Genomic DNA, 15,036 nt, shown 5'->3' with positions numbered 1-15,036 from the left:
CATCAAAGGGTTGGATCGAATGCAACGCAAATGCCGATAGAACGCTCGTGGGTCACGGATTGGACTGCCTAGACGCGTTTGATTGGATGCAAATGGGGAAGGTTGGCCGGGGTGACCTGGCAGTCGTCTCTTGACGTCGGTCACGCTCGCGTGGGACATAGCAACCATCGCGAACTCATTCTTTGTCATTCGAGAGCGGCGAGAGCCATGTGCGGAATTGTTGGATACGTTGGTGCGGACCAAGCGGCTGAGTTTTTGGTCGATGGGCTTCGGCGATTGGAGTACCGCGGCTACGACAGCGCTGGGGTGGCCATTCACGGCGGAAACGAGATCGCCATCACGCGGTCCGTTGGTCGGATTCAGGCCTTGGCCGATCGGTTGGGCACCCCGCCGAAAGGCACTTTGGGGCTGGGGCACACGCGTTGGGCCACCCACGGGCCGGCGACTGAAGAGAACGCTCACCCGCATCTTGGTGGGGAGGGCGAAGTCGTTCTGGCTCACAACGGCGTGATCGAGAACTTTCAGGTCCTCAAGGACGAGCTGATCACCAAGGGCTACGCGTTCAAATCCGCGACCGATAGCGAAGTGATTGCGCACTTGGTCGCCGAAGGCCTGAAAAACACACCGGTTGATCCGTCTCAACCCAACATGCGGTACGTGACCGCGGTGCAGTGGGCGATCGCGCAGCTTCGCGGCACCTATGGTTTGGCCGTCGCATTTCGAGAAAAACCGGGGCTGCTCATTGCTGCCCGATTTGGCAGTCCATTGGTGTTGGGCGTTGGTCGCGGCGAGTACTTCATTGCCAGCGACGCCTCTCCCATCGCGGGGCGAACCGATCGCATCGTCTACCTGGCCGACCACCAAATCGCGGTCCTGACAGCCGACGGCTTCACCGTGCTGCATCGCGACAGTGGCAAGGTGCGAGTCAACATTCAGCCGTTGGCCGAAGACACCGGCGAAGTCAGCCTGAATGGCTATGAGCACTACATGCTCAAGGAGATCCATGAGCAGCCTGATTCGCTTCGCAACGCGATGCGAGGCCGTTTGAACGACGAAGACGCGACGGCGGTCTTTGGCGGGTTGAACCTCACGCCTCAGCAGCTGCGAGGGGTGGAACGCATCATCTTGACCGGTTGCGGGACCAGTTGGCACTCGGCCTTGGTCGGGGAATACATGATCGAGGAGTTCGCTCGAATTCCCGTTTGTGTCGAATACGCCAGCGAGCTGCGGTATCGAAACCCGCCGATTGAAAACAATACCCTGGTTTTCGGGATCACTCAAAGTGGTGAGACGGCCGACACGCTGGCGGCACTGAACGAGACCAAACGCAAGGGGCACCGAACGCTCGCGCTTTGCAATGTGGTGGGCAGTTCGATCGCACAAGCGGCCGACGGTGGGGTTTACCTGCACGCCGGGCCGGAAATCGGTGTGGCCAGCACCAAGGCGTATTCCAGTCAGTGCTGTGTGCTGGCGATGTTGTCGCTGTACTTTGGCCGCATGCGGCACATGAGTTTCGAATCAGGCGGCCGAATCATCGAAGAGCTGCGGCGACTGCCCGCCGCGGTGGAGCAAGCGTTGACGTGTGACTCGGAAGTCCGCCGGATTGCAGCGAAGTACGCCGAAGCGTCGAATTTCCTGTACCTCGGTCGTCGCTACAACTTCCCGACCGCTCTCGAGGGGGCTCTGAAGCTGAAAGAAATCAGCTACATCCACGCGGAGGGCTACCCTGCGGCAGAGATGAAGCACGGCCCGATCGCGCTGGTGGACGCACACACCCCGAGCGTGTTCATCATGCCTCGCGGGACGACTTACGACAAAGTCATGTCGAACATGGAAGAGGTCAAGGCTCGCGGCGGGCCCGTGATTGCGGTCGCCAGCCACGAAGAGGCTCAGATTCGCCGAATCGCTGATGAAGTCATCATGATCCCGGAAGTCCCTGAGTTTTTGCAGCCGATAGTCTCGGCGATCCCGCTGCAATTGCTGTCCTACCATATTGCCGTTTTGAGGGGTTGTGACGTTGATAAGCCTCGCAACTTGGCGAAAAGTGTGACGGTGGAGTGAATTTCACGGTTGGGCAAGGCTGGTCGTCAATTAGGGTCTGTCCTACCTTTCCACTTGATCGTCCAAGGTTGGTTGATCAAGCCGAGGGGCCTTTTCCATTTCTTTTCGAATACACCTGCAGTGGAGTTCTCCTGAGATGAACGATCGGGGTTTGAGCTACAACTCACGCAAAGCACTCATGGTCCACATTGGCGAAACGGCAGGAGCCGAGATCGCTGATTTGCTGAACAACCTGTTGGAAGAGGTGGAGGAACTCCGCCGCACCAAGGTCAGCATCACCCGGATTGTTCCAGGCCAACAACCCGTTCACGAATTCATCGAAGAACCGGTTTGATGGCAGCTTGGATCGGGTGATGCGGGTCCGTTTGGGGAGGTGATTGGGAGCCGCGCCGCTGGCGTTGTCGAACACAACTTCTGTCACTGCTTTGAGTTGACAGGTTGCCCCAGAGTGTCGACAGTGTCGGGTTCCCGGGATTAAAATCCCAGTTTTCCCCACCTACGCTCGTCTCACGATCCATGTCTGACGCTTCTTCGACTGCCCCCAGCCAAGCGGGGGCCACTCCTCAATCCGCCGGCAAACAAACGTTGCTGGACAAAATTTGGGACCAGCATCTGGTTCACGCTCCCGAGTCCGGGCCTGCGATCATCTACATCGATCTGCACCTGGTTCACGAAGTGACCAGCCCCCAGGCGTTCGAAGGGTTGCGGATCAACAACCGCCCCGTTCGTCGTCCCGAGCGGACCATCGCGACTCCCGATCACAACGTCCCCACGTCCGATCGCAGCCTGCCCATCGCGGACCCGATCAGTTCCAAGCAGATTCAAACGCTGCGTGAGAACTGCAAAGAATTCGGCGTTCAGTTGTTCGACATCGATGATGTGCGGCAAGGCATTGTGCACGTGATCGGCCCCGAAAATGGCTACACCCAGCCCGGCATGACGATTGTCTGTGGCGACTCCCACACCGCCACGCACGGCGCCTTCGGTTCGCTCGCGTTTGGAATCGGGACCAGCGAAGTCGAGCACGTTCTGGCCACGCAAACGCTGTTGCAGTTCAAGCCCAAGACGTTCGAGCTTCGCGTCGATGGCGAGCTGGCTCGCGGAGTCACGGCGAAGGACATGATCCTGTATCTGATCGGTGAGCTCGGAACCGCCGGCGGAACAGGCTACGTGCTCGAATTCACCGGGGACGCGGTTCGCAACCTGACGATGGAAGAGCGAATGACGGTCTGCAACATGTCGATCGAAGCCGGGGCTCGCGCCGGCATGATCGCGCCTGACCAAACCACGTTCGATTACTTGCGTGGTCGTCCGGAATGCCCAGCTGATTTCGATGCTGCGGTGGAAGAATGGAAGAAATTGCCATCGGACCCCGGTGCGTCCTATGACCGAAGCAACGTGTACAAGGGCCAGGACATTCGCCCACAAGTGACCTGGGGAACCAACCCCGGTCAGGTTTGCAGCATCGATTCGTTGGTGCCTTCGCCCGGTGACAGCACCGACGTGAACGTGCAAAAGTCGACCGCTTCGGCACTGCAGTACATGGATCTGAAGGCCGGCACGCCGATCACAGAGATCGAAATCAATCGTGTCTTCATCGGATCCTGCACCAACGCACGAATCGAAGATTTGCGAGCCGCTGCGGCCGTGATCAAGGGCCATCATTGCAGCGACAAAGTCAGCGCGATGATCGTCCCCGGCAGTGGCAAGGTGAAGTTGCAAGCCGAGGAAGAAGGTCTGGACAAGATCTTCACGGACGCTGGTTTCGATTGGCGAGAAGCCGGTTGCAGCATGTGTTTGGCGATGAACCCGGACAAGTTGGCTCCGGGCGAGCGTTGTGCCAGCACCAGCAATCGCAACTTCGAAGGACGCCAAGGCAAGGGCGGCCGAACGCACTTGGTCAGCCCCGCGATGGCCGCTGCTGCCGCGATCAAGGGTCACTTCGTCGACATTCGCGACTGGGATTATCGCTGAGTTGCCTGACGGCAATTCTGCTCGGCTGCGAGCGGCGAGCCATTGCCGCTAGCTGCTTTGTTTTCTGTCTTCACGCCGACAGCGGGGGCGAGCCCCCATCGGCTAACAAACCACCCCTCAAAAGCTAACAGCCAGACGCGAAGAGCGAATGGCTGAAGCTGCAGGCTTCCATCATGCAAAACTTCACCGTACATCAAGGCGTTGTGGCAACGCTGGATCGTGCCAACGTCGACACCGATCAAATCATCCCCAAGCAATTCCTGAAACGCATTGAGCGAACCGGTTTCGGCCAGTTCTTGTTCTTTGACTGGCGTTTCTTGGAAGACGGCGAGACCGAGAACCCTGACTTTGAGCTGAACCGCATCAATGTCAAAGGGGCGTCGATCTTGCTCACGCGTCAGAACTTCGGCAGCGGCAGCAGTCGCGAGCACGCGGTTTGGGCGCTCGACGATTACGGCTTTCGTGCCGTGATCGCTCCTTCGTTCGCCGACATTTTCTTCAACAACTGCTTCAAGAACGGCGTTTTGCCGATCGCGTTGTCAGAAGAAGACGTGGAAGAATTGTTTCAGCGAGCCGAGAAGGGAAACCCTTATCAGTTGACCGTCGATTTGGAAAACCAAGTCGTCACGGACGGCCAAGGCTTTGAGCGTTCGTTCGAAGTCGATGAAAGTCGCCGGCACAATATGTTGCATGGTCTCGACGACATCGCCCTCACGCTGAAGCACGAAGACAAAATCACCGCGTTTGAAGAGGCTCGTGGCTAAGTTTCGGGGGTCACGGTTCCTGAATGTTGTGCGCGTGAGTGCAGTCCCAACCTTGGGTTGAAACCCAATGTTCTCCCCTGCGGTCGCTCCGCGGCTGTTGCCGCGAATGCATCCGGCTCACCCAACCGCGGAGCGGTGGCAGCCGTCAGCCTCGGGTTTCAACCCGAGGTCTCGGCCGCAAACCCTCGCCCTGAAGCCGCGGAGCGGCGACAGGTGTGGTTCCTCGCTCGCGTTTCGGGTTCATGATTGTTCCGTAAGGTGCCAGCCACCTTGTGGATTCCCTGCGGTCGCTCCGCGGCTGTTGCCGCGAATGCATCCGGCTCACCCAACCGCGGAGCGGTGGCAGTCGTCAGCCTCGGGTTTCAACCCGAGGTCTCGGCCGCAAATCCTCGCCCTGAAGCCGCGGAGCGGCGACAGGTGCGGTTCCTCGCTCGCGATTCGGGTTCATGTTCGTTCCGTAAGGTGCCAGCTACCTTGTGGATTCCCTGCCGTCGCTCCGAGGTGGTTGCCGCGAATGCATCCGGCTCACCCAACCGCGGAGCGGTGGCAGTCGTCAGCCTCGGGTTTCAACCCGAGGTCTCGGCCGCAAAACCCTTGCGCTGAAGCCGCGGAGCGGCGACAGGTGCAGTTCCTCGCTCGCGGTTCGGGTTCATGTTTATTCCGCGGGCTTGGAAGCCCATCGGAGAGCACGAGCTAGAAGCAGGGCCTCACTGAGGCCCTTTCTCACTCCTTACGTTCCATCTGACGCTTTGTTGGGGTGGGGCGGATTGCCGTGAGTTTCTTGGCTGGGGCTGGTTTCGCTCTTTCGGCCCTCGGTGCTGCTGGGTTAGACCGGATGGGTTGGGTTTCGAAACGCAGGAGAACGCAAGTGGCTTGGTCAGAGATGGAGTTCGCGCGAGAGGGGTTGTCGCTCTCAGCGTCGTTTTTTGCTGTCGTGTCAACGTTTTATTTCTGGTTGGTGCGAGCCAATCGTGAGCGAGCCAAGTTGGCTGCCTGCACCGTCACGGGGTTGCGTGGCACGATGCTGATGGCGATGGAGGACACCGCGACCTACCGGCGGGTCGCGCCAGGCGACAATCAGATCGTGCTGAAGTATTGGTTGAACCTGGCGGTGGTGAACAACAGTTCGTTGCCCAACGCGCTGCTGGGAATCAAGGTTTGGATGAAATTCACCGATGGCCGTTGGCACGCGATGGACGTTGCTTCCGCCGACCCGGAGGCGGATTTGTTCCCGCAGAATATCGACCCTCTGACCACGGCGGGGATGAAGCTCACGCTAGCGACCGAATGGGAGGGCGATGTCTCGGGCGGTTTTCGTGAACGAGAGTGTGCTGCGGGGGATGCGTTGCCGGAGTCGGTGCCAGTGCGAATCGAATTGGAGGCTCTGCAGGGGCAGGTCTTCGTGAGCGAATGGTTGGACGACGGGCGGTTGCTGCAGCGAACGACCGAGCAGTCTGGTTTGGCCGCGGCGTGAGCGAGTTTGTTCGCCACGGATGAAAAGTACAGGAGGCTGGGCCGACAATTTGGCTGCGATCCGATAGCATTCCGTCTGTTTCGAACCAGACTTCAACGGGGTGTGATTGATGACCTTTGCCACGCGGCTCAATGCGGCAATTTTGCGGACCGGATCAGTGACTTGCGTGGGGTTGGACCCGCGATTGGCACAGTTGCCCAAGCCGCTTCGGGACCTCGTGACGGGGGATCGAATGGATCTGGCTGCGGCCGCTTACACGCAGTTTTGCTGTGAAATCATCGATGTGGTGGCGGACTTGGTACCGTGCGTGAAGCCTCAGGCGGCATTCTTCGAGCAACTTGGCCCGGCCGGCATGGTTTCGCTCGGCGAAGTCATCTCGCACGCCAATCGAGCGGGGTTGATCGTCATCACGGATGGCAAACGGAATGACATCGGCAGCACCGCGACGGCTTACGCGGACGCTTACCTGGGCAGTTCCGAGCCGAATCGTTCGCCTTGGGGCAGTGATTCCTTGACCGTCAGTCCCTATTTGGGACGCGACAGCCTGGAGCCGTTTGTCGAGGTTTGCGATCGCCGAGCGGCAGGGATTTTTGTGCTGGTGAAGACGTCCAATCCCGGTGGCGGGTACCTCCAGGATCTCAGCGTGGACGGCAAAACCATCTATCAGTCGGTGGCTGAGTTGGTCACGGAGCTGAATCAATCGCGGCTGGACGCGGACGGGTACGGGCCCGTGGGCGCGGTGGTGGGGGCAACTTACCCCGAGCAATTGGTCGAGCTGAGGAAGGCGATGCCGCACAGCATCCTGTTGGTGCCCGGTTTTGGGGCCCAGGGTGGATCGGCCGACGATGTGCGGGCGGCACTGGATGCCAATGGGACTGGAGCGGTGGTGAACAGTTCCCGGCACATCATCTTTGCGCACCAGCGAGCAGAGTTTTCGGTCGCTGCGGATGAGAGCAATTGGCAGGACGCGGTGCGGGCCGCGACCGTGCAGATGAACGAGCAGCTCAAGGGCTGAGCCCGGCAAGTTCGTCTGTTTTTTTCGTTGTTCGCGTTTTGGGCCCCGATTTCGTGGGGCGAGTTCCGCTGCGCAGACGCGTAGAGGGCCTCTCTCGCGAGTCAAGAGCCGGTATTGTCGGCCAAGCTTCGGTTTTTTGTGCGACACAATGTCGCTGATCGTTCGCTGGCCTTGCCCTCGCAGGTGTTTCCGACTGATAATCCCGGCCCGCGTCGGCAAGAGTTGCGCGGATGCTCTATTACTTTTTCTTGTCTCGTCAACGTTGCTCGGGCGTGTTGCACATCGAGGTGATCCCTCGGGTGCAAACTGCGGTTGAGATTTGGTTTCCGTTGGCGAGTGATTTGGATCGATCATGAAACGTTTTTTGTTTCCACGTTGGGTCAATCCCTTCTTGGGCGTTCTGGGACTGGCCCTTGTTGGCGGGGGCGTGTACGCCGCTGCCATGGGTGGACTGGTGACGGACCCTCAGACTCTCAACGTGGGCTATCAACCGACGCAACCGGTCCCCTTCAGTCACGCGCTTCACGCGGGACAGTTGAAAATGGATTGTCGGTATTGCCACAACACTGTGTTTGATGCGGCTCACGCGGCGGTGCCTCCCACCGCGACTTGCGTGAACTGCCACTCACCTGCCGCCGAGAACGGGCAAACACCATTGGGTGCAGTTCGAACGGAAAGTGCCAAGTTGGCACCGATCCACGAGAGTTGGAAAACGGGTCGGAGTGTGGCTTGGAAGCGAATTCACAACCTGCCGGAGTTCGTGTACTTCAACCACGCCGCGCACGTGAATTCAGGCGTCAGTTGCGTCTCCTGCCACGGACGCATCGATCAAATGGAAGTCGTGTACCAACACGAGCAGTTGTCGATGGCCTGGTGCATCACCTGTCACCGCAACCCAAATGAACACCTTCGCCCCGTCGAGCTGGTGACCAAGCTGGATTGGAAAGCGGACGACCACGATTGGGGTGAATTCGCCAGCCAAGAAGAATTCGCGAAGGCCCACCGAGAAGAACACAACATCAATCCACAAGTCCATTGTGCGGTTTGTCACCGATAGTCCATCAAGACCAACCGGCCCGCTGTATTCGGCTGACTCACCGCAAACTGAACTGAGAAGATTTCACTCCATGACCACTTCGACCCAAGACGCCGGTTTCGATTCTTCCGAAACCTCCTCTTCGTCCGCTGCAGGCAAACCGCAGTACTGGCGTAGCTTGTCGGAATTTCGTCAAGACGACGCGTTCGTCAGCGAATTTTTGCATCGTGAATTTCCGGTCGCAGCATCGGAATTCCCCGAAGGCGTTTCGCGTCGTCGATGGATGCAAATCATGGGTGCGTCGCTGGCCATGGCGGGTGCCGCGGGGTGTCGTTACCCCGAGGAACTGATCGCACCGTTCGTGCTGCGACCCGCCGATCGTGTGCCCGGTGAAACCTACCAAGCGGCAACCAACTTTGAACTCGCCGGTGAAGTCCAGCATTTGCTGATCACCTGCGTCGATGGTCGTCCGATCAAAGCCGAGCCCAACACGACTCACCCAGCGGGTGGGGGAGCGGGCACGCACGCCCAGGCTTGCGTGCTGGGGCTTTACGATCCTGACCGGGCTCGCGGTGAAGCCGGTGTTCCGATCCGTTTCGACGACAGCGAAAAACGACGCATTGAGTCCGACTGGGACGCCTTCGCCAATTATGGCCAGGCGTTGCTGCGATCGGTTGGAGATGGCGAATCGGTTGCTGTGATGATGTCGCCGACGACGTCGCCCACCACGTTGCGAATGATCGGCGAACTGCAGAAGAAACTGCCCGCCGCGTCCGTCTGCGTTTACAACCCGATCGATGGCGGCTTGATGAACGAAGGCACCCAGCGGGTCTTCGGCAAACCAGCCACTCAGAAATTTGACTTCACCGAAGCGGAAGTCATCGTTTCGTTCCAGTCTGATTTCCTGGGCAGCGACACGGGCAGCCAAGCCAACTCACGCACGTTCGCGGCAAAACGCGATCCGATGCAAGCAGAGACGAAAGGCCAGATGAGTCGTCTGTACGTCGCCGAAGGCGGGTACACGTCCACAGGTGCCGCGGCCGACGTTCGCATCGCGATTCGCCCCAGCCAGATGAAGGCCGTCTTGGCCGAACTTGGTCGCCGCGTTGAAAAAATCAAAGCGGGTGAAACACTCGGCGAAGAGTTCGGTTTGGAAAACTTGCCCGGCGAAGGTGCCGCGTACAGCGAACTGGATGCGGCCGCTCGATTGGATCGATTCTTGAACGCCGCTGCTGCTGACTTGGCCGCCGCTGGTGACAAGGGTGTGGTCGTCGTTGGCGAAACGCTCGGTGCGGATGCGATCGTCGCTGGCATCGACATGAATGCAAAACTGGGTTCGCTCAGTTCCATTCAAACCTTCCGCCCTGTTGCGGGTGCGGATCTGAAGAACCAACTCACGCTCCAAGACGCATTCGATCGGATCAACAAGGGCGACCTGAGCACGGTGCTGTTTGTCGACACCAACGTGGTCCACACCGCACCGGGCGATCTGGATTTCACAAAGGCTCTCGAACGCGTCGAGCACTCGATCTACTTGGGCATCTACGACGACGAAACGGCTGAAAAATGCAGTTGGTCGTTGCCCATGAGCCACCCACTTGAATCTTGGGGTGACTGCGTCGGGATCGACGGTCATTACGGCATTTGCCAGCCGCAAATCATGCCGCTTCTCGGTGGTCGCTCCGCTGCAGAAGTCTTGGCGTTGATGCTGGCCGAAGATGTCACCGAGGGAGAGACGCTGGTCCGTCGCACCGCGGATTCGGTTTCTGGATCTGCGATCAGCGATCGCCAATGGCGAAAACTGCTGCACGATGGTTTCTCGGAAGAGGTTGTCGTGTCGGCAGAAGAAGTGGCCGCGGGCGAAACCGCGGTTGAGCTGCCAGCCGAACTGCCTGAGATCACGATGGATGTCGATCAAGATGACATCGAAGTCATCTTCACCGCTTCGGAAAGTCTCTACGACGGTCGCTTTGCCAACAACGGTTGGTTGCAAGAATTGCCGCAAGCCCTGACGAAATTGGTCTGGGACAACGCCGCGGTCATGAGCCCTCGCACCGCGGAAGCGTTGGGGATCAAGCACGGTCTGATGGTTGCGATTCGTCGCGGCGACACGACTGTTGAATTGCCGGTTTACGAAATGCCCGGTTGTGCACCTGGCGTGATCACCACGCAAATTGGGTACGGCCGAACTCGCGTCGGTGCCGTTGGCGGATCCATCGAAATGGATGTCGATCCGGTTGGCGTCAACGTTTCGCCGATCCGGTTCAGCGACTCGATGTTGTACGCTCATCCCGTCGAAGCTCGTCCGCGATACACCGAATACGATCTGGTCACGACTCAGGATCACTGGGCGATCGATGAGCTTGGACGCGACGAAGCTGAGAGCCGCAGTTTCAGCCTGATTCGTGAAGGCACGCTTGAGTTACTCAAGAAGCTGCCTGAATTCACCGAAGCCAAGGGGCCTCACGTCCCGTCGGTGGGTGAAGAAGGTTCGCTTTGGAAAGAGCCGATCAACCAAATCGAAGAAAGCAAGGAACACATTCCTCAGTGGGGCATGTCGATTGACTTGACCAAGTGCCTGGGCTGCAACGCCTGCGTGGTCGCTTGTCAAAGCGAAAACAACGTGCCGATCGTGGGCAAAGAACAGGTCGGCAACAGCCGTGAAATGCACTGGCTGCGGATTGACCGTTACTTCCAAGGCGATTCTGACGTCGCGGACATCGTTCAAGAGCCGGTTGCTTGCATGCACTGCGAAACGGCACCCTGCGAGCAGGTTTGTCCGGTTGCGGCCACGGTTCACACCGATGAAGGTCTCAACGCGATGACCTACAACCGCTGCATCGGCACACGGTACTGCGGTAACAACTGCCCATTCAAAGTTCGCCGGTTCAACTACTTCAACTACAACAAAGACGTTGGAGTTGGTTACGGCATCGATGCTTACCCAGGCTCGATCGAAACCGCCAATCGCAAGCTTCAGCAATTGGTGCTCAACCCGGATGTCACCGTTCGCGGACGGGGTGTCATGGAGAAATGCACTTACTGCGTCCAACGCATCGAGCACGCCAAGATTGACGCTCGCAAGGACGGAAGGAACGCGGTTCGCGATGGCGATATCGTCACCGCTTGCCAAGCCGCTTGTCCGACCAACGCGATCGACTTTGGTAACATTGCGGATCCGGAATCGGCTGTTTCAAAAGCCAAGGCAGACATTCGCAGCTATGGCATGTTGGGGCAACTCAACGTCAAGCCACGAACGTCCTACAAGGCTCGCATTCGCAACACGCCGTTCGCCTTGATGACTCGCAAGCAGATCGAGGATCTGTCACTCGAGGCACCTCATCATGGTCACGAAGAACACGGGCACGATGACCATGGTCATGACGAAGGCGACCACGGTCACGACGATCACGCTCATGGTGAAGAAGAGCACACTCGGAACCTGACTCGTCCGTTCCAGTTGCCGATCGTCTAGGGACTCGCCTCCCGCCCCCGCATTCATACTCCGAAATCAACCCTCCTTTCTCAGCCCTTTCCATGTCTCTCGCAATCCCAAACGGACTGGATAATTCGAACGATCGGCCCGGTCAGCGCGCACCGCTGGTTCTTGGCGACACGAATTATCACTCGATCACCGAAGCGGTCTGCAAGATCGCCGAGCAACCGCCGTCTCGTGCGTGGGTGATCGGGTTTTTGGTTTCCGTTCACTTGGCGACCATGTTGGGTTTGTGCATCGCTTACCTGATTTACACCGGGGTCGGTGTGTGGGGGAACCGAGCACCGATTTTCTGGGGTTGGCCGATTGTCAACTTTGTGTTCTGGGTCGGGATCGGTCACGCTGGAACGCTGATCAGTGCCATTTTGTATCTGTTCCGCCAAGAGTGGCGAACAAGTATCAACCGGACGGCCGAGGCGATGACGATCTTCGCCGTGGTCTGTGCAGGAACGTTCCCGGGGATTCACGTCGGTCGGGCTTGGCTCGCTTTTTGGCTGGCACCCTACCCCAGTCTGAACCTTTGGATGTGGCCACAATTCCGCAGCCCACTGCTGTGGGACGTGTTCGCGGTTTCGACCTACGCGACGGTCTCGTTGTTGTTTTGGTACATGGGCATGGTTCCCGATTTGGCGACCTTCCGTGACCGCAGCAAGAATCCGATCCGGCGTGCCGCTTATGGCGTCTTGGCACTGGGCTGGAGCGGTTCTTCACGGCACTGGATGCGATACGAAAAGGCTTACGCTCTGTTGGCTGCGTTCGCTGCCCCGCTGGTTTTGTCGGTGCACACGATCGTGTCCTTTGACTTCGCGGTTTCGCAGGTTCCCGGTTGGCACACCACGATCTTCCCGCCTTACTTTGTTGCGGGGGCTATCTTCTCCGGTTTCGCGATGGTGATCACGTTGATGGTCCCTGCTCGGAAGATCTTCAACATCGAAAAACTGATCACGATCCGGCACTTGGAAAACATGTGCAAGATCATCCTGACGACCGGCTTGATCGTCGGTTTGGCGTACGGAACGGAGTTCTTCATCGCTTGGTTCGGCCAGGTCCCCGAAGAGAAATTTGCCTTCATCAACCGGGCCTTCGGTCCTTACTGGTGGGCGTACTGGACGATGATCACCTGCAACGTGGTCTCGCCCAATATCTTCTGGTCGAAGAAGGCTCGGACGACACCTTGGATCATGTTTGTCGTTTCGATCTTTGTGAACATCGGAATGTGGTTTGAACGCTTCGTGATCACGATCACCAGTCTTTCGCGAGATTACTTGCCAAGTGCTTGGGCTTACTTCAGCCCAACGTGGGTCGATTGGTGCATGTTGATCGGTTCGTTCGGATTGTTCTTCACTCTGTTCCTGTTGTTCTGCCGTTTGATGCCGATCGTCAACATGGCGGAAACGAAGGCGACACTCGCCAAAGAATTGCACATGGCTCACGCCAACCATTCGCACGAGGACGACCACTGAGTTGGTTGGTCGCAATGGTTTGCGACTGACGCCTCATTGACGTGCTGAATCCTGATCACTGAAAACCGTTCATTGAAATCTTTCTCATGACTGAATCCCAACCCAAACCGAAGACAGTCGCGGACGACAAAAAAGTCCACGGTGTCGTCGCCGAATTCACGGATGTCGATTCGCTGCTGGCAGCTTGTCGTCGGGTTCGCGACGCGGGCTACACCAAAGCGGATGCGTTCACGCCATTCCCGGTGCACGGGATCGACACGGCCCTGGGAATCAAACCCACCATTTTGCCTTGGATCTCTTTGGCGGCGGGTTTGACGGGGACCACGATCGCACTCTTGATGCAGATCAGCTTGAACGGTCAAACGGACCTGTTCGAAGGCATTCAGTACCCTTACATCATCTCGGGCAAACCCTTCATCTCCTTGCCGGCGTTCATTCCGGTGACGTTTGAGTTGACGATTTTGCTGGCTTCGTTCGGAACGTTCTTTGGCATGTGGGCCTTGAATGGTCTGCCCCGGTTCAGCAACCCGATGTTCACCAGCCCACGATTCGATCGGGCAACGGATGACACGTTCTTCTTGTTCTTGGATGCCAAGGACTCTCGATTTGACGAAGCCGGTGCGAAGGCCTTGTTGGGCGAACTCGGCGGTGAATTTGTGGAGCCTGTGCTCGAGGATGACTCTTCCAAAGTCATTCCTAAGGGACTGCTGATCACACTCGCGACCGTGATTTGCCTGTCTTCGATTCCAGCTTTGGCTGTGTTGCGGATGCGAGTGACCAAAAGTGGTTCGCCACGTTTCCACATCTTCCCCGACATGGACTTTTCGCCTTCCAAAGACGCTCAGCAAACGACCAGTTTGTTTGCGGATGGTCGGGCCATGCGTCCTGATGTTCCCGGAACCGTTCGTCGCGGCGAAATGGATTGGGATTTGAACTTCAAGACCGGCATCGATATGGACGAATTGGCCAGCATCGATGCACCACGTGCTGCTCAGTTGGTTGCTCTGCAATCAGACGTTGCCGTGGATGATGAAGACAAGGTGGCAGCTGAAGAGCCTGCCGCTGAGGAGAAGACCGCTGACGAAGCGACGACTGAGAAATCAGATCCTGCTGCCGAAACCAGCGACGCGCCAGAAAACACTCCTGTCGCAGCGGCCGCGGACAACACGCCTTGGTTGACCGAGAACCCACTCGAGCTGAGCGAAGAAGCTCTGGCTCGCGGTCAACAACAATTCAACATTTACTGCTCCGTTTGCCACGGCGTGAACGGACGCGGAAACGGCTTGGTCAATCGCCGAGCTCAACAGATTCTGGCAACCACGTGGACGCCACCGTCGAACATGCATGATCCAACGCTGTACTCGGACGTTTACCCCGACGGCAAGTTGTTCAGCACGATCACCAACGGTGTCCGCAAGATGCCAGGTTACGCCTCGCAGATCAAAGCCAAGGATCGCTGGGCGATCGTGGCCTATGTGCGAGCGTTGCAAGCCAGCCAGGACGCGACCTTGGAAGACGTTCCTGGACCGCAGCGTTCGGAAATTGAAAAAGAACAGGCCGACGTTCAAGCCAAATTGAAAGCCGCCGCCGAAGCCGAAGCAGCCAAGGCGGCAGAAGCCGCCGAGGCCGAGTAGGTCGATTTTGTCATCGGCCGACGGGCAACCGCCGTAGCCGAGAAACGAAATCGTCCGACGCCGGACAACCCGGCACCGAAACCAGTCATCACATCACTTAGTCTCAGCCCTCACATCTC

General features: G+C 58.1%; 10 protein-coding genes. All 10 read left to right on the top strand.

Features of this window, described 5'->3' with window-relative positions; translation table 11 throughout:
- Window positions 1–207: 207 nt before the first annotated feature.
- The 10 genes from glmS to PSR62_RS23750 all read left to right on the top strand — a co-directional run bounded on the left by glmS (window position 208) and on the right by PSR62_RS23750 (window position 14,917).
- On the top strand, window positions 208–2,061 hold the full coding sequence (gene glmS / locus PSR62_RS23795) for a glutamine--fructose-6-phosphate transaminase (isomerizing) (protein WP_274405445.1): 1,854 nt from the start codon (window positions 208–210) through the stop codon (window positions 2,059–2,061).
- 136 nt (window positions 2,062–2,197) lie between these two features.
- Window positions 2,198–2,395 carry a hypothetical protein gene (locus PSR62_RS23790; protein WP_274405444.1) on the top strand — a complete coding sequence of 66 codons (198 nt, stop codon included), beginning with the start codon at window positions 2,198–2,200 and terminating at the stop codon, window positions 2,393–2,395.
- A 182-nt stretch (window positions 2,396–2,577) separates the two neighbouring features.
- The gene (leuC, locus tag PSR62_RS23785) at window positions 2,578–4,035 is read left to right on the top strand and encodes a 3-isopropylmalate dehydratase large subunit (RefSeq protein WP_274405443.1); all 1,458 of its coding nucleotides are present in this window, start codon (window positions 2,578–2,580) and stop codon (window positions 4,033–4,035) included.
- Window positions 4,036–4,208: 173 nt separating this feature from the next.
- The gene (gene leuD / locus PSR62_RS23780; RefSeq protein ID WP_047814904.1) at window positions 4,209–4,799 is read left to right on the top strand and encodes a 3-isopropylmalate dehydratase small subunit; all 591 of its coding nucleotides are present in this window, start codon (window positions 4,209–4,211) and stop codon (window positions 4,797–4,799) included.
- A 934-nt stretch (window positions 4,800–5,733) separates the two neighbouring features.
- Window positions 5,734–6,273, top strand: a complete 540-nt coding sequence (locus PSR62_RS23775) for a hypothetical protein (protein WP_274405442.1) — start codon at window positions 5,734–5,736, stop codon at window positions 6,271–6,273.
- 109 nt (window positions 6,274–6,382) lie between these two features.
- The gene (gene pyrF / locus PSR62_RS23770; protein WP_274405441.1) at window positions 6,383–7,288 is read left to right on the top strand and encodes an orotidine-5'-phosphate decarboxylase; all 906 of its coding nucleotides are present in this window, start codon (window positions 6,383–6,385) and stop codon (window positions 7,286–7,288) included.
- 352 nt (window positions 7,289–7,640) lie between these two features.
- Complete coding sequence (locus tag PSR62_RS23765; protein WP_274405440.1) at window positions 7,641–8,345, top strand: cytochrome c3 family protein; 705 nt, start codon at window positions 7,641–7,643, stop codon at window positions 8,343–8,345.
- 70 nt (window positions 8,346–8,415) lie between these two features.
- Complete coding sequence (locus PSR62_RS23760; protein ID WP_274405439.1) at window positions 8,416–11,799, top strand: TAT-variant-translocated molybdopterin oxidoreductase; 3,384 nt, start codon at window positions 8,416–8,418, stop codon at window positions 11,797–11,799.
- 62 nt (window positions 11,800–11,861) lie between these two features.
- The gene (gene nrfD, locus PSR62_RS23755) at window positions 11,862–13,283 is read left to right on the top strand and encodes an NrfD/PsrC family molybdoenzyme membrane anchor subunit (protein WP_047814898.1); all 1,422 of its coding nucleotides are present in this window, start codon (window positions 11,862–11,864) and stop codon (window positions 13,281–13,283) included.
- 86 nt (window positions 13,284–13,369) lie between these two features.
- On the top strand, window positions 13,370–14,917 hold the full coding sequence (locus PSR62_RS23750; RefSeq protein WP_274405438.1) for a quinol:electron acceptor oxidoreductase subunit ActD: 1,548 nt from the start codon (window positions 13,370–13,372) through the stop codon (window positions 14,915–14,917).
- The last annotated feature ends 119 nt before the right edge of the window (window positions 14,918–15,036 follow it).

This window comes from Rhodopirellula sp. P2, from assembly GCF_028768465.1.
Lineage (GTDB): Bacteria > Planctomycetota > Planctomycetia > Pirellulales > Pirellulaceae > Rhodopirellula.
This window is presented reverse-complemented; position numbering and strand designations above follow the sequence as displayed.

Bases quoted from the DNA above. Each gene is read 5' to 3' on its own strand.
- nrfD (WP_047814898.1), top strand. From the start codon at position 11,862: ATGTCTCTCGCAATCCCAAACGGACTGGATAATTCGAACGATCGGCCC.
- PSR62_RS23750 (WP_274405438.1), top strand. From the start codon at position 13,370: ATGACTGAATCCCAACCCAAACCGAAGACAGTCGCGGACGACAAAAAA.
- pyrF (WP_274405441.1), top strand. From the start codon at position 6,383: ATGACCTTTGCCACGCGGCTCAATGCGGCAATTTTGCGGACCGGATCA.
- PSR62_RS23760 (WP_274405439.1), top strand. From the start codon at position 8,416: ATGACCACTTCGACCCAAGACGCCGGTTTCGATTCTTCCGAAACCTCC.
- PSR62_RS23765 (WP_274405440.1), top strand. From the start codon at position 7,641: ATGAAACGTTTTTTGTTTCCACGTTGGGTCAATCCCTTCTTGGGCGTT.
- leuC (WP_274405443.1), top strand. From the start codon at position 2,578: ATGTCTGACGCTTCTTCGACTGCCCCCAGCCAAGCGGGGGCCACTCCT.
- leuD (WP_047814904.1), top strand. From the start codon at position 4,209: ATGCAAAACTTCACCGTACATCAAGGCGTTGTGGCAACGCTGGATCGT.
- PSR62_RS23790 (WP_274405444.1), top strand. From the start codon at position 2,198: ATGAACGATCGGGGTTTGAGCTACAACTCACGCAAAGCACTCATGGTC.
- glmS (WP_274405445.1), top strand. From the start codon at position 208: ATGTGCGGAATTGTTGGATACGTTGGTGCGGACCAAGCGGCTGAGTTT.